Annotated in this window: 19 protein-coding genes; 13 read left to right on the forward strand and 6 right to left on the reverse strand. The window is 48.3% G+C overall.

Annotated elements, in window-relative coordinates; genetic code table 11:
- The first annotated feature begins 115 nt into the window (after nt 1-115).
- From CVU71_14865 to CVU71_14880, 4 genes are all read left to right on the forward strand, one after another.
- Nucleotides 116-304 carry a hypothetical protein gene (locus CVU71_14865; GenBank protein ID PKN17709.1) on the forward strand — a complete coding sequence of 63 codons (189 nt, stop codon included), beginning with the start codon at nt 116-118 and terminating at the stop codon, nt 302-304.
- Nucleotides 305-544: 240 nt separating this feature from the next.
- Nucleotides 545-757 (forward strand): hypothetical protein, encoded by a 213-nt coding sequence (locus CVU71_14870; GenBank protein PKN17710.1) that lies wholly within the window; start codon nt 545-547, stop codon nt 755-757.
- Nucleotides 758-1,055: 298 nt separating this feature from the next.
- Nucleotides 1,056-1,325, forward strand: coding sequence for a hypothetical protein (locus CVU71_14875; GenBank protein ID PKN17711.1), 270 nt, complete (start codon nt 1,056-1,058; stop codon nt 1,323-1,325).
- Complete coding sequence (locus tag CVU71_14880) at nt 1,322-1,555, forward strand: hypothetical protein (protein PKN17712.1); 234 nt, start codon at nt 1,322-1,324, stop codon at nt 1,553-1,555. Before CVU71_14875 ends, CVU71_14880 begins: the two co-directional genes overlap by 4 nt.
- 126 nt (nt 1,556-1,681) lie before the next feature.
- Here the strand turns inward: CVU71_14880 and CVU71_14885 are convergent, their stop codons facing one another.
- The 4 genes from CVU71_14885 to CVU71_14900 all read right to left on the reverse strand — a co-directional run bounded on the left by CVU71_14885 (nt 1,682) and on the right by CVU71_14900 (nt 4,971).
- On the reverse strand, nt 1,682-1,894 hold the full coding sequence (locus tag CVU71_14885) for a hypothetical protein (protein ID PKN17713.1): 213 nt from the start codon (nt 1,892-1,894) through the stop codon (nt 1,682-1,684).
- An 87-nt stretch (nt 1,895-1,981) separates the two neighbouring features.
- Complete coding sequence (locus CVU71_14890) at nt 1,982-2,191, reverse strand: hypothetical protein (protein PKN17714.1); 210 nt, start codon at nt 2,189-2,191, stop codon at nt 1,982-1,984.
- Nucleotides 2,192-2,228: 37 nt separating this feature from the next.
- Nucleotides 2,229-3,983 carry a hypothetical protein gene (locus tag CVU71_14895; protein PKN17715.1) on the reverse strand — a complete coding sequence of 585 codons (1,755 nt, stop codon included), beginning with the start codon at nt 3,981-3,983 and terminating at the stop codon, nt 2,229-2,231.
- A gap of 109 nt (nt 3,984-4,092) precedes the next feature.
- A complete protein-coding gene (locus tag CVU71_14900; protein PKN17716.1) occupies nt 4,093-4,971 on the reverse strand; it encodes a magnesium chelatase in 879 nt (292 codons plus the stop codon).
- A 178-nt stretch (nt 4,972-5,149) separates the two neighbouring features.
- Here CVU71_14900 and moaC point away from each other — a divergent pair, with 178 nt between their 5' ends.
- The 9 genes from moaC to pyrG all read left to right on the forward strand — a co-directional run bounded on the left by moaC (nt 5,150) and on the right by pyrG (nt 17,725).
- Nucleotides 5,150-5,635, forward strand: a complete 486-nt coding sequence (gene moaC, locus CVU71_14905; GenBank protein PKN17717.1) for a cyclic pyranopterin monophosphate synthase MoaC — start codon at nt 5,150-5,152, stop codon at nt 5,633-5,635.
- 14 nt (nt 5,636-5,649) lie between these two features.
- The gene (locus CVU71_14910) at nt 5,650-6,162 is read left to right on the forward strand and encodes a hypothetical protein (GenBank protein PKN17718.1); all 513 of its coding nucleotides are present in this window, start codon (nt 5,650-5,652) and stop codon (nt 6,160-6,162) included.
- Between the two features lie 87 nt (nt 6,163-6,249).
- The gene (locus tag CVU71_14915) at nt 6,250-6,555 is read left to right on the forward strand and encodes a hypothetical protein (protein ID PKN17719.1); all 306 of its coding nucleotides are present in this window, start codon (nt 6,250-6,252) and stop codon (nt 6,553-6,555) included.
- A 326-nt stretch (nt 6,556-6,881) separates the two neighbouring features.
- A complete protein-coding gene (locus tag CVU71_14920; GenBank protein PKN17720.1) occupies nt 6,882-10,601 on the forward strand; it encodes a glutamine--fructose-6-phosphate aminotransferase in 3,720 nt (1,239 codons plus the stop codon).
- 211 nt (nt 10,602-10,812) lie between these two features.
- Nucleotides 10,813-11,814 carry a hypothetical protein gene (locus CVU71_14925; protein PKN17721.1) on the forward strand — a complete coding sequence of 334 codons (1,002 nt, stop codon included), beginning with the start codon at nt 10,813-10,815 and terminating at the stop codon, nt 11,812-11,814.
- Nucleotides 11,815-11,886: 72 nt separating this feature from the next.
- Nucleotides 11,887-13,245, forward strand: a complete 1,359-nt coding sequence (locus tag CVU71_14930) for an NADP-specific glutamate dehydrogenase (GenBank protein ID PKN17722.1) — start codon at nt 11,887-11,889, stop codon at nt 13,243-13,245.
- A 142-nt stretch (nt 13,246-13,387) separates the two neighbouring features.
- Nucleotides 13,388-14,638 (forward strand): UDP-N-acetylglucosamine pyrophosphorylase, encoded by a 1,251-nt coding sequence (locus tag CVU71_14935; protein ID PKN17723.1) that lies wholly within the window; start codon nt 13,388-13,390, stop codon nt 14,636-14,638.
- A gap of 23 nt (nt 14,639-14,661) precedes the next feature.
- Nucleotides 14,662-16,011 carry a phosphoglucosamine mutase gene (locus CVU71_14940; GenBank protein ID PKN17724.1) on the forward strand — a complete coding sequence of 450 codons (1,350 nt, stop codon included), beginning with the start codon at nt 14,662-14,664 and terminating at the stop codon, nt 16,009-16,011.
- Nucleotides 16,012-16,117: 106 nt separating this feature from the next.
- Nucleotides 16,118-17,725: a CTP synthetase gene (pyrG, locus tag CVU71_14945; GenBank protein PKN17725.1), complete on the forward strand. Its 1,608-nt coding sequence runs from the start codon at nt 16,118-16,120 to the stop codon at nt 17,723-17,725.
- A gap of 50 nt (nt 17,726-17,775) precedes the next feature.
- Here the strand turns inward: pyrG and CVU71_14950 are convergent, their stop codons facing one another.
- Entirely contained in the window at nt 17,776-19,614 is a 1,839-nt protein-coding gene (locus CVU71_14950) for a GNAT family N-acetyltransferase (GenBank protein ID PKN17816.1), read from the reverse strand.
- A gap of 376 nt (nt 19,615-19,990) precedes the next feature.
- Nucleotides 19,991-21,184, reverse strand: coding sequence for a hypothetical protein (locus tag CVU71_14955; GenBank protein PKN17726.1), 1,194 nt, complete (start codon nt 21,182-21,184; stop codon nt 19,991-19,993).
- Between the last annotated feature and the right edge of the window lie 124 nt (nt 21,185-21,308).

The raw sequence follows: 21,308 nt of genomic DNA on the forward strand, positions 1-21,308 counted from the left end.
GGCAACCAACTGGCCATATAGTAGATTCTATTTTTCGAATATCTAAATAAATTAATTTGAAGTAATCTCATTTTTCGCTATAATACAGGCGATTAATGCACCAAAGGAATTCAACATGGATATTACTCATGTGATGAAAAGATGCGAGGAAGTTTTTGGAGATCCCAATGCCTGCACAGAATGGCTTAGATCGGAAGTCATAGCCCTGGGCGGCAAGACACCCATGGAAATGATGAAAACCGACACCGGTATTGATTTGGTGTTGACGGAACTTGGACGAATCGAGCACGGTATCGTATCTTAATTGTTTATAGCGCCCCTGGCAGTACGCTTACCCAACTTATTCAGGGTATGTCCGAGCCTAGGGGCTTTTTTCAAGGTGCGGATTAATCAGGTCCATTATCCACCCCAAAAGTCGGCGTTTTTAACGATTTCAAACGTAGTATGCTTGTAAGTATTCAATATTATATGTGATCATGTAGTTTTAGGCGATCTGCAAGTTCAAATTTCAAACTGCCTAAAAAGCGAAATGAAGGAGAAATAAATGGGGAAAAAAGGAAATGTTTCACAAGATGAACCATTGCTTGAAGCCATCGAAGGTCTAGTGAAGGCAGCCAAACAAGCGAATAAGGCTCTGGAAAAAGGTATAAAGGATGCGGAAGCTGTGGTGAAAGAAATCCGGAAAAAGAAGAAGAAATATGACCTGAAGAAAATGCTGGCCGGGTATAAGGGGGAGATGCCGAAGCTGCTATGGTAGCTTTTTTGACATTTAAAAAGCCAATATGTATAAAAAACTGATTTCCTCGATATAATCCTAACCGATAAAATACTGTCCGAATAATTCATGAAACCATTTGATTTAAGCATTAATCAATTGGTGAAGGATATTGATGTCCCACACTGCAGGATCAACGAGATCATTTCCAGTTAACAGTAATCATTCACTAAAGACTTTCCTGAATCGTGAATAATGTTTTATCCAATTCCTTATCGGGAATATTCAGACAAAATGAAGGATATTTGCCATAAGTTATTCCCCATCAGGAATATAGTGCTTGACTTCATCTGTCCGATCAGAAATACGAAAGCGAAGGCGGCCCTTCTCTGAAACATTATTTTACTCTGTTACAGCAAAAAGCATACGCCCCGCCGCCAACCGTGTGGCCCTGTTGCGATGGGCGATTTTCAACTTCCTGATTGGCAACGCCGATGCACACGCCAAGAATCTGGCCATGATATTTACTGACCGAGGCCCGCGCCTGGCGCCCTTTTACGATCTGATCTGCACGCAGGTCTATCCGGATTTGCTGAGAAGTCGGCTATGAGGATAGGCGGTGAGAACAGGCCATCCTGGATACGGCAGAAACACTGGGAGAAACTGGGCAAAGCCGTTGCCATCAAATCAGGTCTTATTTTAAAAACATTGAAGGAAATGTCCGGCGACATCATTCCGGCTGCGCAAGTTCTGATGAACGATTTCCAAAAAACACACGGAAGCTCCGGAATAATTGAAAAGATTATGGCCGTTATTGAAAAACGTGCAGGTGGAGTCTAAAAATTTCCCCGCCCGCAAACGCGGTTATAAAAATGGCAGAGTGTTTAACTTTCTAAGGGAGAACTGGTCGATATTTTCGACCAGTTCATAAGCAACATTCCCCGATTTCGGTGCGCCGAAAATTGATCATGAATACACTCCCCATTCTATACGGCCTAGAAGATCTTCGACCTCCTGCGCGTTAACGTCACTTTCTGAATATTCAAGGGGCGTTTTTCCGCCAAGTGTTTTTTGGGGAGAAGAAAGCCACCGCTTTGCTTTTTCTTCGTCTCCCAAAACCTCGACGGCTCTCTGTAACAGCCTTTCATAATTAAGATAGTTTTTATTCATGGTAATCATATAGCATAATCCTGCCAGATCCGCACCAATAACTAATTAAAGATTGCTTGGTGGGCCCCAATCTATAATATACAGCCTAAGCACTTTCTATGATTTAAACCAAAAATAGCAAACAAAGGTTCCGCAGTATTTGCATACGACAGTGTCGGCCATAATTGTCTTCGCGCAACTTGGACATTCCTTTACTGAGACAATATTAGCGTCAATACCTGCAATCGTTTCCTTCCTCTTACTACTGGCCAGCCCTGCAATCAAGGCTACCAACAATAATATTGCAAAAGCAATTAAGAATTCCATTTTCACTCCGCGTTAGACTTGCTTCATAGGTGAAACATCAGAAAGTAACCCCCATTTTTCTAAAGGCATTTTTAACCGCTGCCTCACAGGGAATTCTTTCATAAGCAGCCGGAACATGCTTAAACACATCAGCCTTACCCGGGCATCCACCAATTAGCCGCTCAACAATACCTACCTCACGCCTGACATCAGAAAGTAGGGAACGAAGATATGGCACAAATTGCTGTTGAGAATCCAAAGTGAACACAAAGCCTCTGAGAGGTTCCTCTTTCTTTTTCACTATACGGCGCTGAATTTCCACTATATAGATATCATTATCGCTCATTACTATTCTAACAACAAGTATGCCTCTTGGAACTTTTCCTGGTACATCAAAGAAAAGCCAGTTTCGCATTTCAGTTGTGACATTATCGTCATCGTCATCGCTAAAAGGGGTCAAGGCAATCAACTGAGGTTCTGTGTTTTCACAAAACCCGTCTTCAAAGGTAAACCAATTTATGGATTCAACAATGTCAGGATGTTTTTGTTTCAAATGGAGTATCGCATTCCACATATCCCGGAGCACACCATGTGATTCCATAATAATGCGTGAGCGAATCAAGGCAGTACCAATACCCTTTCCGGAACCATATCGCTCGCCGGTAGCAAATGTATCCACATTAGAATCTTTAATCCAGTTTTTATAAAAAGTCTGCGATTGCAAATCTTTTTCCTTAACATCAATCACAGTCCTTGGCTTACCCAAAACAACGAAACGACGATCTTCAACCTCAACAGAAGGCTCACCATGATCCGGCTCGTCGTCACCCGTCAGATTTATAATATCAGGTAATTTGTTTAGGACACCTATCGGTCTTCCTGGAACTATTTCTAAATTTTTCCCATCCACATTACTTAATTTATTTTGACGATCACGGCTCCGAAGAATCGGTACTCCGGCAGGATCACTGCTGCCTAAAACTTGAAGTCCTAAAAATGTCCGGCCATCATTGATCCAAAGCCCCGTGAGTCTCATTCGCGCCGGTCCCTGAAACCATGGTTTAATTTTGATAAACGCAACATTATCACTTTCGATAAAAGAAGCTTCAAGTTGAGAATATATATCCCTTGCCGTCTGTCTTGCATAATCATCGTAAAGGATGTGCGCCAGCAGTTTAACGTCGTCATTAATCATTCTGCTTGTGAGCTTCACAAACCACTTGTCCGGCATGACAGGCATATTCAAAGGCGCGTAAAAACGTCTTTGGACTTCATTCCATGGATATGTGGTCAGTACCCTTCTGACTTCATCAGAATGGGCATAGCAGCTGGAAAAATATTCGAGGCAAGGAACCAGCAAATTTCTGCCATCTTTTAATGTGAAATCAATTAGCCAATTCCGATCTCTGGTGTCATAGCTTAAAGGGTAGTCTTTTTGACTGATTGGACTTTGTTCGCCGTTCTGCATGGATTGTCTCGGTGAAACGATTTTCCAACCGATATTTTCGGAAAAACTTAAATCAAAGGTTTCTATTGGATAGATTACTTCCGACTTGCTTACACCTCTTGACCATACAGATCCGATACGTAGCAACCCAAGAAGAGTGAGCGGAACATTTTGCATTTCAGTAAAACCGCCGTAGGGACCATTCCGATTTATTCTCCTAAAAAATACAACAACATTCGGAACTGACTCGGCTTTTGGATTCTTTTTTATTCCACCATACCACCATACGATATAATCATCTTTATCTCGGAGGGTCTTTAGACTGCAAATCCGAGTTCTTGTTTTACCTAAAACGTATGCTGCCATTGCAAAAAACATCCCGATGGAAATACATTAATGAAGATTATGAGCAATTGTGATGTAAGAGTATAACAGATTATTAATTAGTTTGGTACATAATTCGATAATTTCTTATTTATATCGATAAATGACAACCTCCGCCGACCAGGCCGACATCGGAGATGGTGTGATGCGGTGAGCGAAAGGGTCTTACGGCAATCAGTGTTTCTCCCGAATTCAAGAGACCGGCCACCGAAAACACCTTGGTCACTTCGATGGATTCTTCAAAGGAAAGATCCGGCAATATCGTGGGCAGCCTTTTAGCCAGCATGCTTTTACCGGAACCGGGCGGACCGATCATCAACACATTATGACCGCCGGCTGCTGCGACCTCCAGCGCCCGGAGTGCCTGCTTCTGGCCTTTGATCTCAGAAAAGTCGATATCATAAAGACGGTTTTGCTGAAAAAGATCAGCGGTGTTCAGACAAAGAGGCAAGATGGAATGCCTGCCTGACAAAAACTCGACAACATCAGGAAGCGTCTTGACGCCGTAAATATTAATACCTTCCACCATAGCCGCTTCCGCGGCGTTTTCTTCGGGCACGAAAACCGACCCGATGCCCGATTCCCTGGCTTTGAAGACGGCGGACAATACACCCCGCACCCCTTTAATGCTGCCGTCCAGAGACAATTCGCCGATAAAAAAACAACCCTGAAGAGCGGATTCTTCAATTAACTCCTCCGCCGCCAGAATGCCGACCGCAATCGGCAGATCAAATCCTGTTCCCTCTTTGCGAATATCCGCCGGCGCCAGATTAACCGTCACGTGATTGCGAGGAAATGAGTAGCCGGAATTCTTGATAGCGGCTTTAATCCGATCCCGGCTTTCCTTCACGGACGCGTCAGGCAGGCCGACGGTGGCAAATTGCGGCAAGCCCTGGGAAACATCCACTTCCACCGATACGGGGTATGATTCCATCCCGATCACGCTCATGCTGAGCACTTTGATGAACACTTTTTTTCTCCGGATAATAATTTCAGATAAGAAACACTAGCTAATTACCTCATTTATATCAAGTTTTTAATTTAAGAAAAAAACCCCGACTTTCTTGACTCATCCGGGGTGCTGTGCTAGGTTCTGGCAAAATTAAAATTGCTTAGTACAAACATAATTTCAAACATATTATGCCGCTATGAAAAAGCTATCACACATTAACGACACAGGCCAGGTGCAGATGGTGGATGTGACGGGCAAGGATAAGACTGTCCGCGTGGCCAAGGCGCGTGGTGTCGTGAAAATGAAAAGCGGCACGCTTCAACTTCTGGAAGAAGGCCTTCTGGCTAAAGGTAACGTGTTGACGACCGCCAAAATTGCCGGCATCATGGCGGCTAAAAAAACCGGCGAATTCATTCCGCTGTGTCATCCGCTGGGCGTGACGGGCATCGATGTCGAATTCACAATTGACAGAAAAAACTCGCAGGTAATCATTGAAACACAGGTCCGGACGGTCGGACAAACCGGTGTGGAAATGGAAGCGCTCACAGCGGCCAGCGTCGCGGCGCTGACCATCTATGACATGTGCAAAGCCGTGGATAAGGAAATGATCATCAGTGATATTCTGCTGCTGAAAAAAAGCGGCGGGAAAAGCGGAACGTTCATCAGAAAAACGGCAAAATAATTCGGAGATAAATTGTGAATCAAGTTTATAAAATCAAGAAAGCCTTCCGGGTTCCTTTTTTGATCGCGGTTGCACTTTTATTTGTGCTTCTGACGCTCAGCTTTTTCATCGGTCAACCCTGGGAGAAAATGCTTCTCGCCGTTTTATCCGTCATCACGCTGGTGATCGCCGTCGAAGCCTCCGAGAGGGAGTTTGCCATTTCCGAAAATGGATTGCGCATCCGAAAATTCTTCCGCACAAAGAATTTTACATGGTCGGAAATCACGCATCTGGGGATTGTCGTCATACGAAACAAAGCTTATTTTCTTCTGACCACAACCAAAGGATTTTATTTGTTCTCCAATCTTCTGCAGGATCACACGCTTCTGATCCGCAGCCTTGCGGACAAGCTGGGAGACGAGAAAGTGGAGACGGAAGTCAGAAGCTATCTGGAAACACCCATCGAACGGACGTCGATGATTATTTTGACCTGGATTGCCCTGGGCATTATTGTCGCGATTATCCTGACCAAACTGATAAAATTTTAACACCCGTTTTATTCTTGAGAGTATTGAAAATATTTGAGTGAATGGCTTCATTAAACAATTGAATTTGAATGCAGGAGTTTCATTGCCATGAAAGCAAAAAAGCAGAGTAAGCCGGCAGCGGTAATGAGTGTTCAGGAAACATGTCATTCGGCCGTCGAAGAAATAATTGAAAAAAAACTAGACGATCTGGCAACGGTCTTATCGGTTTCCGACAACGGCAAAAGCAAGCTGCATGAGGAAGTGATGGCTATGGTGGAAAAAGGCCTGTTCAAAATCGCCCTGAGACGTTCCAGCTATGTCAAAAGCACGGCAGCGGCCTACCTGGGCATCAACCGCAACACATTTACCGATAAGATGGCCAAATTGGGCATCGACTGTGAAAAAATCAAATAGGTCTCCAGAAAATATTTTGGCGCGTAATCACTTAAAAAATCAGATACGATTACCGGAAAATTATCCATCCAATTGAGGAACGGTTATTGCTTACCCCCATCGTAAATAACCGGGGAAACGCGAACGGCATGGACCAGAGCCATCATGGCGAACAGCATCAAATAATCGGCCAACGCCATATTGAATAAGGGTTTTCACACTTGAAGGCTGCCTGCCCACGAAGGCCCCGCCGGTTGACGACGGCAACACCAGGTTGAACAAAATTGTTGAAAAAACTACCGCAGGGTGTGTTTAAAACCCGCAGGGCAACAGGATAAAAGGCAATAATGCTTCGTATAAAAATGTCCGATATTTTGAAGAAAATTCTTTTTTTTGTCACCCATTGCCGGATTTTTATCGGCTGTCGGCCGGACGCAGTTGATGCCCCCGCACTCATTTTCTTTCCAATGCTTCCGGCTCAGTTCAATTGCGGCTTTGCCGGATTGATGACGTGCCGCCTGCAAAAAAAGACGACGGATATCACGGCCGATCGCACCATAGCCATCCGGTGGAAAAAAATTCAAAGCGCCGGTTTACGGGCCGTCTGTGCCGAAGAAGATATCGCAGCAAAATATTTAAACGGTGTGAAAACCATCGATGATCTGGACTGCGCTGTCACGGAGCTCAAACAGGAAGGCGCTCAGGAATTTCTTTTTTTCCAGGGCGGGCGGGCGGCGGATTTATTCCGTATCGTTCAGGAAATGAAAACTTTCCTGACGGATGAAGAGAAACGGCTGGAAGATCAGGACACCATCATCAACTCCGTCAATCTGGAAATAATCAATAGCCGGATCGTTCAGCTTAAAGACATTTGCTGGATTCTGGAAAAAGATATCCTGTCTAATCTGCAAAAGATTCTTACGCTGACGGGCGCCAGAAATATCCCGGCGGTCACACCGGCCGCCTTCCGAAAATATCGGAAGCTGAATCTGCTTCTAAACGCGCTGGATCGTCTGGAAGTCAGGGGACGGGACTCGGCGGGCATCCAACTGAACTTCATCCTTAAAGATAATAACGAAATGCAGGGCATCTTCGAGCAAATCCGGGAAAACGGACTGGCTGAAGATTATCGGGAACGGACAAAAAAAGGCGATCTGCTCAACCAGACCATTTTTATCGCAGCCGGACGGAAAGATGATGCCGGGAGCACCAGTGTTACATTTACCTATAAAACCTTCTCCATCGTCGGCGAACTGGGACGCAATGTGGCCGACTTGAGAAACACCATTCAACGCGACCGGATCCTGCAATGTTTTGCGGGAAGCGAAGCAATTTGTGAAACGGCATTGACGCATACCCGCTGGGCGTCCGTGGGCTCCATCACCGAGGAGAATTGTCATCCGGTGAATAATTACACCACCGGTCAAGCCATTCCCGTCTATCCCCGCTATCCCGGCGCCGAGGCGCAGATCAACGTGGTTTTAAACGGGGACATTGACAACTATCCCGCGCTCAGACAAACACTCGAGGAAGGCGGCGATTTGATCGCCCCTGCCGTCACAACGGATACTAAAATCATTCCACTTCAAATCGAAAAATATCTCAAGGCGGGTGAAAAGCTGTCTGACGCATTCCGTCTGGCCGTCAATGATTTCGAAGGATCGCACGCCATCGCCATGCAGAGCAGTCTGGAACCCGGCAAAATGTTTCTGGCCCTGAAAGGAAGCGGCCAGGCCATTTTTGTGGGAATCAATGCCGACCAGTACATGTTTTCGTCAGAGCTCTACGGACTGGTGGAAGTCATGCCGCGTTTTATCAAGATGAACGGTGAAACAGGCAACGGCGCAGCGGGTGGACAAATCTTTATTCTGGATCAAAACCAAGGCGGCGGCCTGGCCGGCATCACCGCCTGCTTTTATGACGGCAAACCCATTGCATTGGCAGACGGCCTTCTTCAGACGGCGGAGATTACCACAAGGGACATCGACCGCAGCAGCTACCCGCATTATTTCCTCAAAGAAATTTCCGAATCCGCTCTGTCCATTAAAAGAACCCTGCGAGGCAAATACCGCATCGCCGCCAGTCAATCTGCCGCGCATGTCACATTTAACCTGGGGCCGGATATCGTTCCTGCCGCCGTGCAAAAAGGGCTTCAAACCGGTTTGATTAAAAACATCATCGTCATTGGTCATGGAACGGCGGCAGTAGCGGGACAGGTCGTGGCCGATGCCTTATCCCATTATCTCAAAGACAGCGGCCTCAATATCCTGGCACGGGTCGCATCGGAATTAAGCGGCTTCGGTTTGAAAGACGATTTGTCCGACACGCTCGTCATCCCGATCACCCAGTCCGGCACGACCACTGATACGAACCGTGCCGTAGCCATGGCGAACGAGCGAGGCGCGTATATTATCTCCATCGTCAACCGCCGCCAGTCGGATATCACCGCAAAGTCGCACGGCGTATTTTACACCAGCGACGGACGCGACATTGAAATGTCGGTCGCCTCCACCAAAGCTTTCTACGGCCAGATTGTCGCCGGGCAGGTGCTGGCTTTGTTTTTTGCTCAGCTTCTGGGGAAGCACACCGACAAGGACATCGCCGCGGCACTCAAGCAGCTACAATCGGCGCCGCGCCTGATGAATCGACTCTTCGAACGCCGCGACGAGATTGCCGCCTCTGTTAAAACAGCCGCCGGTAAAAGATTCTGGGCGATTGTGGGCAGCGGCCCCAATAAAGCGGCGGCCGATGAGATACGCATCAAGCTTTCCGAGCTTTGCTATAAAACGATTTCTTCCGATATCGTGGAAAATAAAAAACATATCGACCTGTCCGCAGAACCGCTTATTCTGGTGTGCGCGTCCGGTAATCCTCAAACCGTCGCGGAGGATGTCGTCAAAGACGTGGCCATCTTTAAAGCGCATAAAGCAGCGGTCATCGTCTTTGCCGATGAAGGCGATCACCGGTTTGACCAAATTGCCGACGCGGTCATTGCCATCCCCGTCGCGTCCGGACCGCTGCCGGTGATTCTCAATACCATGGCCGGCCATTTGTGGGGCTATTATGCGGCCCGCGCCATCGATGACGAAGCGCAAATTTTCCGTGAATTTCGAGGCCGCCTGATGACGGAACTGGCGCAAAGGACTCAAAAAAAACTGTCCATTTTTGATATGATCGCCGACCTTTCCTTCCGCAGGATGATTAATGAATTTTACGCCCTCTTTAACTTTCACCGCCATGGTGGAGCTTTTGGCATGATGGGAGGCAAAACCATTGCGGACCTGCTGCTTTTGTTGAAATATGCGGCAGGCAAACTGCCGCTGCAGGATATCCGTCAGGAATTCAAATGCGAAGCGGATCTGGTTTCACCATTTGATCTTCTGGACGTAACACTGGGAATGGCCATCGATGAACTTACCCGTCCGATTGACGCCATCCGGCATCAGGCTAAAACCGTCACGGTGGGCACCAGCCGGAAGGAAAAAGAACTCAAAGGCATTGTTTTCGATCTACTGGAAGCCCTCAAGTTTTCCGCGAGAAATATGACCTATCGGAACATTCTGACCATCAGCCGCATTCAGCCGGCCATTGCCGCACTGCGGGGCTATACCGTCTATGACATCAGCCATCTCGACGAGCTGGGCAATCCGGCCCAGGACACAACGATTGTCATACGGAAAAAGGAAGGCGTGGCGGTTAAAATGAAATCGCGCGCCGATCAGCCCACAGAGTTGATGGGAACCAAAAGAACGATCGTCAGCACGGGTCATGTCTATATCGGCAAGGGCAAGTCTGACGGAGCGCCGATTGTGGTTTTACCGCTTCTGGGAGATAATAATTTCGTGAACCATCTTTTTTTAATTCATATCGAATATAATGAAACCTTGCCGCCGGACAAAAAGAAAGACGTGCTGGGCTATCGTTATAATGATATCTGCAACCTCATTAATGAATACAATCTCGTCTGGCAGGATGAGTATCTTGACTCTTTCTCTCTGGAATCGCTCTTCAGCGAACCGGTTGAAGTGATTGCCGGACAAATCAAATCAAAATTCAACAAACAATAGACGATCATCCCGACCCATCCCACGCGGATGATAGATAACGAATACTTATGGGGTATTTCCAGGAAAACCTTATCGGCTCGGGCCGCCTCTTGCCGCAAAATGTACAATTTTGAATCAATTAAATTAAGATAAAACAAATTTGTGTTTGACAAAATTGTTATTTGAAAGTAGGGATACGGCAAGCGATTGCCGTATCCCGAATGGAAGGCCCATGAAAGAGCTTTTTAAGCCTGAAGACATTGAAAGAAAAGTCATCCTGATTCTGAAGATTCTGCATGAGAGTCCGGAGCCGCTGGGCGCGCGCGTCATTGCCCGCCGGATGTCGGAGCGCAACGTGGAGCTCAGCGAACGGACGGTCCGCTATCATCTCAAAATGATGGACGAGCGGGGGCTCACCCGGCTGGTGGGACGGCGGGACGGTAGAATTATCACCGAGCAGGGACTCAACGAAATTACCGATGCACGGGTGCAGGATAAAATAGGTCTTTCCATTTCACGGATCGACATTCTTTCGTTTAAGACTACCTTTGACGTCAAAAAGAAGCGCGGCCTCGTGCCGGTCAATATCTCTTTCTTTCCACAAAAACAATTCGCCGACGCCCTGCAGGTCATGAAGCCGGTCTTTCAGAAAAAACTGGCCGTCAGCTCCCACGTCGCCGTTGCCACAGCAGGGAAAAAATTGGGCGACATTGTGGTGCCTCAGGGAAAAGTAGGCTTTGCAACGGTTTGCAGCATTGTGATCAACGGCGTACTTTTAAAACATGGCATTCCTATTGATTCCAAGTTTGGCGGCATTCTCCAAATGAGAAAAGGGAAATTATTGAGATTTGTGGAACTGATTCATTATGCCGGTTCTTCGCTCGATCCGTCGGAAATTTTTATTCGCGGCAAGATGACGTCCGTCCGGGACGTGGTCAAGAACGGCGAAGGAAAGATCCTGGCCAATTTCCGCGAAATCCCCGCCCTGAGCCGCAATCTGGTTGAAGGCGTGGTCGATGATTTTGCCCGGACCGACATTCATGGCGTCTTATCCATCGGCAATATCGGTCATCCGGTCTGCCAGACCCATGTAGACATGAATAAAATCGGAATGATTCTGGTCGGCGGACTCAATCCGGTTACCGCAGCCTATGAAGAAGGTTTTGACGTGGACAATAAAGCCATGTCCACGGTGATGGAATTTGAAAAGCTAAAGAAGGTTGAGACGCTTTAAAGATATTGAGAGATGTCATGTAAGAATTGATACATGAGTAAAATAATTAATTTTAAGAAAGGGGATTAAACTATGTCAGTCATTAAAGATGTTATTGCAAAAGTGAAGCAAACCGATCCGAATCAACCCGAGTTCCATCAGGCGGTTGAAGAAGTCATGGAAACACTGGAACCTACCGTTAAAAAGCACCCGGAATTTGTGAAGGCCAATATCTATGAACGGATTGTCGAACCGGAACGCGCCATGCAGTTTCGCGTTCCCTGGGTGGATGATAAAGGCAATGTCATTGTCAACCGCGGCTTCCGCGTCCAGTTCAACAACGCCATTGGCCCATTCAAGGGCGGCCTGCGCTTCCATCCGTCGGTCAACCTGGGCATCATCAAATTCCTGGGTTTTGAACAGATTTTCAAAAATGCTCTGACCACCCTGCCCATGGGCGGCGGCAAGGGCGGCTCCGACTTCGATCCGAAGGGAAAATCCGACGGTGAAGTCATGAGATTCTGCCAGGCATTCATGCGCGAACTGTACCGTCATATCGGCGGGGACGTGGACGTTCCGGCCGGTGACATCGGCGTAGGCGGCCGCGAGATTGGTTACATGTACGGGTATTATAAGAAAATCCGCAATGAGCATACCGGCGTTCTGACGGGCAAAGCTTTGGAATACGGCGGAAGTTTGATTCGGCCCGAAGCAACAGGTTACGGCACAACTTACTTTGCTGCGGAAATGCTGGCCACCCGTAAACTGGATTTCACAGGCAAGACCGTAGCGATCAGCGGCGCCGGCAACGTTGCGCAGTACGCTGTGGAAAAGGTCAATCAGATGGGCGGCAAAGTCATTTCTCTCTGCGATTCGTCCGCCACCATCATTGATGAAGAAGGCATCGACAACAAAAAGTGCAGCTATGTTCTGGAACTGAAAAACGTTAAACGCGGCCGCATTAAGGAATACACCGGCAAATACAAATCAAGCACCTGCTTTGAAGGCAAGAATGTCTGGGATGTTATCCGTGAACAGGGCATTAAAGTGGACATCGCCCTGCCCTGCGCGACACAAAATGAAATCAACGGAAAGAATGCGGCGGCTCTCGTGAAAAACGGCTGTTACTGCGTGGCCGAAGGCGCGAACATGCCTTCTACTCCTGAAGCCATCAAGATCTACCAGGAAAACAAAATTCTTTACGGTCCCGGCAAAGCAGCCAATGCCGGCGGTGTGGCGACCTCCGGTCTGGAAATGAGCCAGAACAGCATGCGCCTTTCCTGGACGCGTGAAGAAGTTGACAGCCGACTGCTCCTGATCATGAAAAGCATCCACAAAAACTGCTATGATACGGCAGAAGCCTATGGTAAGAAAGGTGACTATGTGATGGGCGCCAATATCGCCGGTTTCACCAAAGTAGCCAATGCCATGCTGGCTTACGGTGTTGTGTAAATAACTGCCTCGCAGGGAACGGTTTGAACCTCCCCACGGGCGGCAAAACCGTTTCCTGCGAGTCATGGGCTCATCGAATAAGTCAGATCTGCGGGGACAAAAATATTCGCCCGAATATCACCCTGACAGACAGGGAGCCTGAATGGATTTTCAACCAAAATCCTGCAAAAAAATTCGCCAACTGATCGACAAAGGCGTGGATATTCCCAATCCCGGAACACTCGATATTGGAGAGGACGTCAATATTGACCGGATCTCGCAAGAAGGTGTTACGATTTATCCGGGTTGCCGGATCTATGGCGGCAAAACGGTCATCTCCTCCGGCTGCCAGCTGGGTTACGAGGCGCCGGCAACGATTGAAGATTGCCAACTGGGATCAAAGGTTGCATTGAAAGGCGGCTTCTTCAGCAAATCCGTCTTTCTGGAGAAGGCGAGCATGGGCATGGGCGCACACGTTCGCGAAGGATGCATTCTGGAGGAAGAAGCCTCCGGCGCTCATTGTGTAGGATTAAAGCAGACCATTCTTTTCCCTTTCGTGACACTGGGCAGCCTGATTAATTTTTGTGATTGCCTGATGGCCGGCGGGACCAGCCGCAGCAATCACAGTGAAGTAGGAAGCTCGTATATCCATTTCAATTATACGCCGGATGCCGATAAAACAACGCCCTCTCTGCTGGGCGATGTCCCCCGGGGGGTTATGCTCAACCAACCCCCCATTTTTCTGGGCGGACAGGGCGGCATGGTCGGTCCGTTGCGTCTGGGATACGGCAATGTTGCAGCGGCCGGCTCCATATTAAGGCACGACTATCCGCAGGATAACCAGCTGATAGTCGACACGCCCCCTTCCAGCGGAGTCCGGGATTTTGTTCCTGCCGCTTACCCTCATCTCCATCATCTTCTCGAAAACAATATTTTTTACTTGGCAAACCTTCGGGCGCTGGAAGCATGGTACAAGAATGTACGGAAAACTTTTTTTGAAACACAGGAATTCGGCACATTTTTGTATGACGGCGCCATGGACGTTCTTTCACTTGCCCGCAATGAACGCCTTAAAAGACTGCGGATCATGGCCGAAAAAACGGCTTCTCCGTCTCTGAATTTAAAACCGGAATCGAGCGCGATAAGACAAGCCTTCCATGAACATATTGAAAAAATTGAAATTGTATTGAATGAAACCATGCAGGACGATGCAAGGGAACGGGACCGTGAGGCCTTTCTTGGCAGCCTTGCGCAATCCGGATGCAATGGCCGGAAGCCGTATATCGAAACCATCCAGAATCTTTCCCCGGACCTCTCAGCAAAAGGTGAGAAATGGCTCCAGGGGATCGTCGATTATTATTGTCAAAGAATCGCAACAGTGATATCGTCCATCCCATTATTCAGAACCAGTTAGTTCAATAACGATGGAAGTCACTCATGGGTAAATTATTCGGAACCGACGGGATCAGAGGAGAGGCCAATCACTATCCGATGAACGCGGAAACCGCCTTTAAAGTCGGTCAGACTGTTGCACACCTCTTCAAAAGAAACAGCCATCGCGCCAAAGTCATCATCGGGAAAGACACCCGGATTTCGGGATACATGTTGGAGAGTTCTCTGGAAGCCGGCATAACTTCGATGGGCGGCGACTCCTATCTGGTCGGCGTCTTACCCACGCCGGGAATCGCCTTCGCCACTCAGAGCATGCGCGCCGACGCGGGCATCGTCATTTCCGCATCTCACAACCCCTATCAGGATAACGGGCTGAAGATCTTCGACGCGGACGGCCTCAAACTGACCGACGCGCAGGAAAACGCCATTGAGGATTTGATTTTCAGCGACGGGCTCAGCGCGCTGCTGCCGGAAGCAAAAGACATGGGGAAAGCCATCCGCATCGACGACATTCACGGCCGGTACATCGTTTTTCTGAAAAATTCTTTTCCTCGCAATCTATCGATGGAAGGAATAAAAATCGTGATGGATACCGCAAACGGCGCCACTTACCGCATCGCGCCTGATGTGTTTGGCGAACTGGGCGCCGATATCACCGTGATTCACAACGCGCCGAACGGCATTAACATCAATGACCGCTGCGGCTCGCAGCATACGCAGGACCTGAGAAAAGCCGTGGTTGATAACGGGGCGTCTCTCGGGCTGGCCTTTGACGGAGATGGCGACCGGCTGATTGCCATTGATGAAAAGGGCAACGAACTGACCGGCGATCAGTTGCTCATTATCTGCGCCTGTGTCATGAAGAAAGAAGGACGGCTGAAGAACAATCTTCTGGTCAGCACGGTCATGAGCAATCTGGGATTGAGGGTTGCCTGTAAGAAATATGGCTTTCAAAACCACACGTCCAATGTCGGAGATCGCTATGTCCTGGCGGACATGCTGCGGCTGGATGCCGTAATCGGTGGCGAAGACGCAGGACATATGATTTTTCTCGATCACCATAAAACAGGCGACGGCATCATCGCCGCCATGCAACTCATTGCCGCGATGATGAAAGAAGGCAAGCCGCTGTCCGAACTGGCACAGCTCATGGATGTATTCCCGCAAAAGCTCATCAATATTGATGTAAAAAGCAAGCCGGATATCACCACCCTTCCCAAACTCATGAAAATCATCCATCAGGTGGAACAGGCCCTGGGTGAAGAAGGACGGGTGCTGGTCAGATACTCGGGGACACAAAACATGTGCCGCGTGATGGTGGAAGGACCATCCCGTGATGCAACTGAAAAGTATTGTCAGCAGATTGCTGATGTTGTAAAAAGCGAAATCAAGTAATCCGTATCAATGCCTGACACGGACCATGTCTTTTAGTAACCCATAATTACCGGCGCCGGGAAAATATTCCGTCTCACGGCGCATTGAAAGGTTTGATTGAATAAACATGAAAAACACTAAATTTATTTTTGTGACCGGCGGCGTTTTGTCATCACTGGGTAAAGGCCTCGCGGCTGCTTCCATATCCGCCATGCTGGAGTGCCGCGGTCTGAAAGTCACCAACCAGAAACTAGATCCCTACATCAATGTTGATCCGGGAACGATGAGCCCGTTTCAGCACGGTGAAGTTTTCGTAACAGACGATGGCGCGGAAACCGATCTGGATCTTGGCCATTACGAGCGGTTTTCGTCAACGCGCATGGGAAAATGCAATAATCTCACCACCGGCCAGGTTTACTTTTCCGTCATCACCAAGGAACGGCGCGGCGATTATCTGGGCAAAACCGTCCAGGTCATTCCGCACATCACCAACGAGATCAAAGATTACATCCGTGAAACGGCAAAAGGCTTCGACGTCTCCATCGTGGAGATCGGCGGCACCGTGGGCGATATCGAAAGTCTGCCCTTTCTGGAAGCCATCCGTCAATTCCGCAATGAGGCCGGCCGTCAAAACGCTATTTTCATCCATCTAACCTGGGTGCCCTTCATCAAAACCGCCGGTGAAGTCAAAACGAAACCCACACAACACAGCGTTAAAGCACTCAGAGAAATCGGCATTCAGCCGGACATCCTGCTGTGCCGGACGGAAAACTTTTTATCCGAAGACATTAAAGCCAAGATCGCCCTCTTCTGCAACGTTGAGATCTCTTCCGTTTTTACGGCAAAGGATGTTGGTTGCATCTATGAATGCCCGCTGGTTTATCATCGTGAAGGCCTGGACGCTAAAATCATCGAACTCCTCAATATGTGGACCGGCCAGCCCAAACTTGCGGAATGGGAAAATGTCGTGGAAAAATTTTTCCATCCGGCAGGCGAAGTCTGCGTGGCGATTGCGGGCAAATATGTTAACCTCACCGACTCTTACAAGAGCCTCAATGAAGCGCTGATCCACGGCGGCATCGCCAACAACTGCCGCGTAAAACTGAAATTTGTCGATACCGAAAAAATCGAAGAAGACGGTGCGGCGCTTCATCTGTCGGATGTTGACGCCGTTTTAGTTCCCGGAGGCTTCGGCAACCGGGGCATTGAAGGAATGATCCTGGCCGCCCAGTACGCGCGGGAAAACAAAATCCCGTACTTCGGCATCTGCCTGGGTATGCAGATGGCCGTGATCGAATACGCCCGCAACATCTGCGGCATGGGCAAAGCCAACAGCTCCGAATTTGATCTGACCACCAAATACCCGGTGATTGATCTGTTGCCCGAACAGCGCAGCGTGAGGGATATGGGAGCGTCCATGAGACTGGGCGCCTGGCCCTGTGCGATTACAGAAAATTCTCTGGCTATGATTGCTTACGGCGAGAAGGATATTTCCGAGAGGCACCGCCACCGCTATGAATTCAATAACGACTTCAAGAAGGCCCTGACGGACAAAGGTCTCAAAATCACCGGCGCGTCGCCCGACGGCAAACTGGCGGAGATTGTGGAAATCCCGGACCACCCGTGGTTTCTGGGCTGTCAGTTTCACCCGGAATTCAAATCGCGTCCGACAAGACCGCATCCCCTCTTCAGCAGATTCATCGAAGCGGCGCTGAAAAAGACCGGAGAAAAATAGCATTCTCTTCACTGGATTTCCTGAAGCTGAAAATCATCAGAGCCTCTGCTTTACGGCGTATTGAAAGGAATGGTTATCTTATACACACCGCCGGAAAGCACGGTCTGCACGGGAAACGGCGCTTTTTCGTAAACTTTCAACATGGACCGGTTGTTTTCCAGAACATCGGCCTTCAGCCCGGCCATACCTTCTTCACGGGCTGCGCGGATTAAAAGGTTGAAAAGATAACTGGCGATGCCCATGCCCTGATAGTTTTCATCCACAATAAAGGCGGTGTCGGCAAAAGACTCTCCCTGCGACCGCGCATACCGCGCCTCGCCAATCAGTTTTTCAACGCCGGATTCATCAATCAGGGCCACAATGGACATGGTATAACGGTAATCCACATTAACGTATTCCTGCATTTTTCTGTGAGGCATGGTTTTGATCGGGGTAAAGTAACGATAATAAACCGACTGATCGGAAAACCGGTAAAACAGACGGCGCATTTCTTCTTCATCGGACGGTTTGATCGCCCGGAAGCGGACGATCAGATTCTCTTTAAACTTATGCGAACAGGCGATTTTGTCCGGATAGAGATGGCCCGACTCGGCAAAGTATATTTGATCGGCGTAAATCATTTTAGCTTCTTTGGCCTGTCTGACCAGTTCTGCGCGGTCATCGGGATGTGCAATTTCAATGAGTGCCTGAGCCCTCTCGCGAAGCGTCTTGCCCATCAGGAAAGCCACGCCGTATTCCGTAATAACAACATCCATGGATTCACGATTGGTAAACTGAAAAGGATATTTATCCAGCGAAAGAAGAATATTGGGTTTCCCCTTGCGGTTGCGGCTGGGCAGGGCAAAAATGGTCCGTCCGTTTTTGGAAAGCGAAGCGCCCCAGAAGAGTTCCTGAACGTTGCCGGGGCCGGCGGTCACATTGCCTTTGCCGGTATGCAAGGCGATATCGCCGGTCAGGTCCACTTTACGCGCCGGGAAAATAGCCACCATGTTGTCGTTGAGGCCGATGGTTCGGGGATCCATTACAATATCCTGCGGCTGAAATTCCACCAGCGAATTTACATCCAGCCATGACATCAGTTCCTTGGAACCGATGACATAGGAAGCGCAGGATTTGCCGCGAAAAACACCTTTATAGCGGTTGGAAACAGCGCCGCTTTTGACAAGATCCATCAGAGCGTCCGTGAAGAAAGGTGAGTGGACACCCAGATTCTTTTTCGTGGACAGAGTCTTGGCCAGCGCTTCAAAAAGCGGCCCGATGCCGTAGGAAATGCAATTGCCATTCTGGATAATCGAAGCGACATTGGCCGCAATTTTCAGATAAACTTCCTGAAGCGGCCAGCGGCCGACATAGTACGGTGGTTCGGTCGCCACGACCAGATAGTGAAAATCATTCATATTCACCAGCGTGTCGCCCATGGTCCGGGGGATCTGGGAATTGATCTCACCGACAACCATTTTTGCCATTTCCATGGCCTGCCGCTCCACCGACGCGCCCACCAGGTAAGCATAACCGTTTTCATCGGGGGGCGTCACCTGAATAAAAGCCACGTCAATATTGATCGCCCCGGTTTTAAAAAGCCAGGGAACACGCGAAAAGCGGCTGGGAATCAAATCCACCCTGCCCTGACTGATAGCATCGGAGGCAATCCATCCGGAAAAAAATGTTTTTAAACGAAATTTCCGCGCATAGCGTTCATCAATGGCCACGGCGTCGCCCAAGCTGACCAGCTGAATCAATTCCAGATCCTGCAGGTTAAACTGATCGGATTCCATCAGGTGCTTGACCAGCGTGCGGGGTTCGGCCATGCCCGTCCCCAGAAAAATGCTCATGCCCGGATCAATTTTCGCCAGCATCTCCTCGGGGGAGACTATTTTCTGCTTCCACATAATTTCCCGTCCATCGATCGTCGGATCATTTTGAACACATACCGCGGCCGATTTTTTATTTTTTTTGTGACCGTGCAGTTTTCTATTCAACTGACGGCATAAGGTTTTCACTTTGCTCTGGGACATGATATCAAGCCTTTTGTAAATACCGGCAGGGATACTTGAAATTTTGAACTTGCTCTGCATCGAACATTTTTTGGATTTACAAAGGCGCCCGATTCATCAAAAATATCGAACCATCACCTATGAGCGCCAAGGCAGTATGTATTAGAAATTCGATCACCTCTGAAATAATTTCACGCGTTTTCAGTATAGGGAGATGACCTGTTCGTGTCAAGAAAATTAACATGTGCGTTACGATGCACGGCGGGAAGAATCAATCGAATATTTCCTTATTCCGCCTGTACCAGTAATCAGGAAAAATCCGATACATCAGTCTGGAAAACGGCCCGATATATTCATTTCTTCTTTTATCAAACTGGCAGGCATGAATAATCATATCCTTGATCGCATCTTTATTGCCGCCCTTGTTAAAGATATTATAGGCGCAGGAAAAAAGCGGACTGTACATGTTTTTCTTTTCCAGATATTTATAAACATTGCGAATCGTATTGGGTCCTTCCGGTGTGCCGTCAATTTTATCAAGCACCCGTAGATTGGTTTCAATGGGATTGCCGGTGTAAAGCTCGTAGAAATATTTCCCGTAGCGGTAATTTTTACTGGCCAGGGAAGAAACGGTGACATACATATCGCCTACGCCGGCCTGAGAGTGAAACGCCTGGAAACTACCGCCCAGTACTCTCGTCAGTGAACGGATTTCCACACCGGAACGGGCGAAAATCGTACCGGGCATCGAATCACCTAAATCCAGCGAATCGGCCAGACCTTTGATATTGGCCACGATATTTTTTAAGGCGCCGCAGGCCTCCACACCGATCTTGTCAAAATTATAATAGGCATTGAGTTCCTTGCGATTAAACATCAGCAGGTGGTCACGGATGATGTTGGCGGTGCGATGATTCCCCGCAATGGTCAAACACACCGGTTTGCCCAGCGCGATGTCGATATCAAAAAAAGGCCCGCCTACGCATGCTACCTGATACTTATGCTCCAGGTTTCGCAAATGATTACGGATTAACTGCGACGGCGTGATCAATTCAGTCGATATTGCGTCGGAGATCAACCCTTTGATGGGTGAAATCAGGCAGGTATCGCCGGCTTTTTTATCGATCATCGGTTTGAGATAATTGAGCAATTCCGGCAGACGATTCATCGTGACACATAGAAGAATGAAATCGTTATTCTCGACAATATGCTCCAGGTCGTTGGTCGCATAAACCTTCGGCGAGAAGCGCGGAACCTGATCCATGCCGCCCGCATGCCGGGCCAGATCATCGGTTAAATGAATAGGATTTAAATGGTCCCGGTTAATGGCCTTGCAGACATCAGAGTTATGGTAGTATATGGCAACGCGTTTGTTATCGCGTCCGAACTTATAGGCAAATGAAGTGCCCAGACGTCCCGGTCCGATAATAGCAACCCTTGTTGTATCTAAATTGGAAACAATCATTCTTATCCGCTCTTTATCAGAATTATGAACTTATTATATTGAACTAATCGTTCGGATGTCAAACCCTAATTGCCTTTTGAAAAAAAGTAAAACAAAATTTGCAGAATTTTAGCTGTTTTCGGTT

The sequence above is a fragment of the Deltaproteobacteria bacterium HGW-Deltaproteobacteria-6 genome, assembly GCA_002840435.1.
GTDB lineage: Bacteria > Desulfobacterota > Syntrophia > Syntrophales > Smithellaceae > UBA8904.

Bases quoted from the DNA above. Each gene is read 5' to 3' on its own strand.
- CVU71_14865 (PKN17709.1), top strand. From the start codon at position 116: ATGGATATTACTCATGTGATGAAAAGATGCGAGGAAGTTTTTGGAGAT.
- CVU71_14870 (PKN17710.1), top strand. From the start codon at position 545: ATGGGGAAAAAAGGAAATGTTTCACAAGATGAACCATTGCTTGAAGCC.
- CVU71_14880 (PKN17712.1), top strand. From the start codon at position 1,322: ATGAGGATAGGCGGTGAGAACAGGCCATCCTGGATACGGCAGAAACAC.
- CVU71_14885 (PKN17713.1), bottom strand. From the start codon at position 1,894: ATGATTACCATGAATAAAAACTATCTTAATTATGAAAGGCTGTTACAG.
- CVU71_14890 (PKN17714.1), bottom strand. From the start codon at position 2,191: ATGGAATTCTTAATTGCTTTTGCAATATTATTGTTGGTAGCCTTGATT.
- CVU71_14895 (PKN17715.1), bottom strand. From the start codon at position 3,983: ATGGCAGCATACGTTTTAGGTAAAACAAGAACTCGGATTTGCAGTCTA.
- moaC (PKN17717.1), top strand. From the start codon at position 5,150: ATGAAAAAGCTATCACACATTAACGACACAGGCCAGGTGCAGATGGTG.
- CVU71_14915 (PKN17719.1), top strand. From the start codon at position 6,250: ATGAAAGCAAAAAAGCAGAGTAAGCCGGCAGCGGTAATGAGTGTTCAG.
- CVU71_14920 (PKN17720.1), top strand. From the start codon at position 6,882: ATGCTTCGTATAAAAATGTCCGATATTTTGAAGAAAATTCTTTTTTTT.
- CVU71_14925 (PKN17721.1), top strand. From the start codon at position 10,813: ATGAAAGAGCTTTTTAAGCCTGAAGACATTGAAAGAAAAGTCATCCTG.
- CVU71_14930 (PKN17722.1), top strand. From the start codon at position 11,887: ATGTCAGTCATTAAAGATGTTATTGCAAAAGTGAAGCAAACCGATCCG.
- CVU71_14935 (PKN17723.1), top strand. From the start codon at position 13,388: ATGGATTTTCAACCAAAATCCTGCAAAAAAATTCGCCAACTGATCGAC.
- CVU71_14940 (PKN17724.1), top strand. From the start codon at position 14,662: ATGGGTAAATTATTCGGAACCGACGGGATCAGAGGAGAGGCCAATCAC.
- pyrG (PKN17725.1), top strand. From the start codon at position 16,118: ATGAAAAACACTAAATTTATTTTTGTGACCGGCGGCGTTTTGTCATCA.
- CVU71_14950 (PKN17816.1), bottom strand. From the start codon at position 19,614: ATGTGGAAGCAGAAAATAGTCTCCCCCGAGGAGATGCTGGCGAAAATT.
- CVU71_14955 (PKN17726.1), bottom strand. From the start codon at position 21,184: ATGATTGTTTCCAATTTAGATACAACAAGGGTTGCTATTATCGGACCG.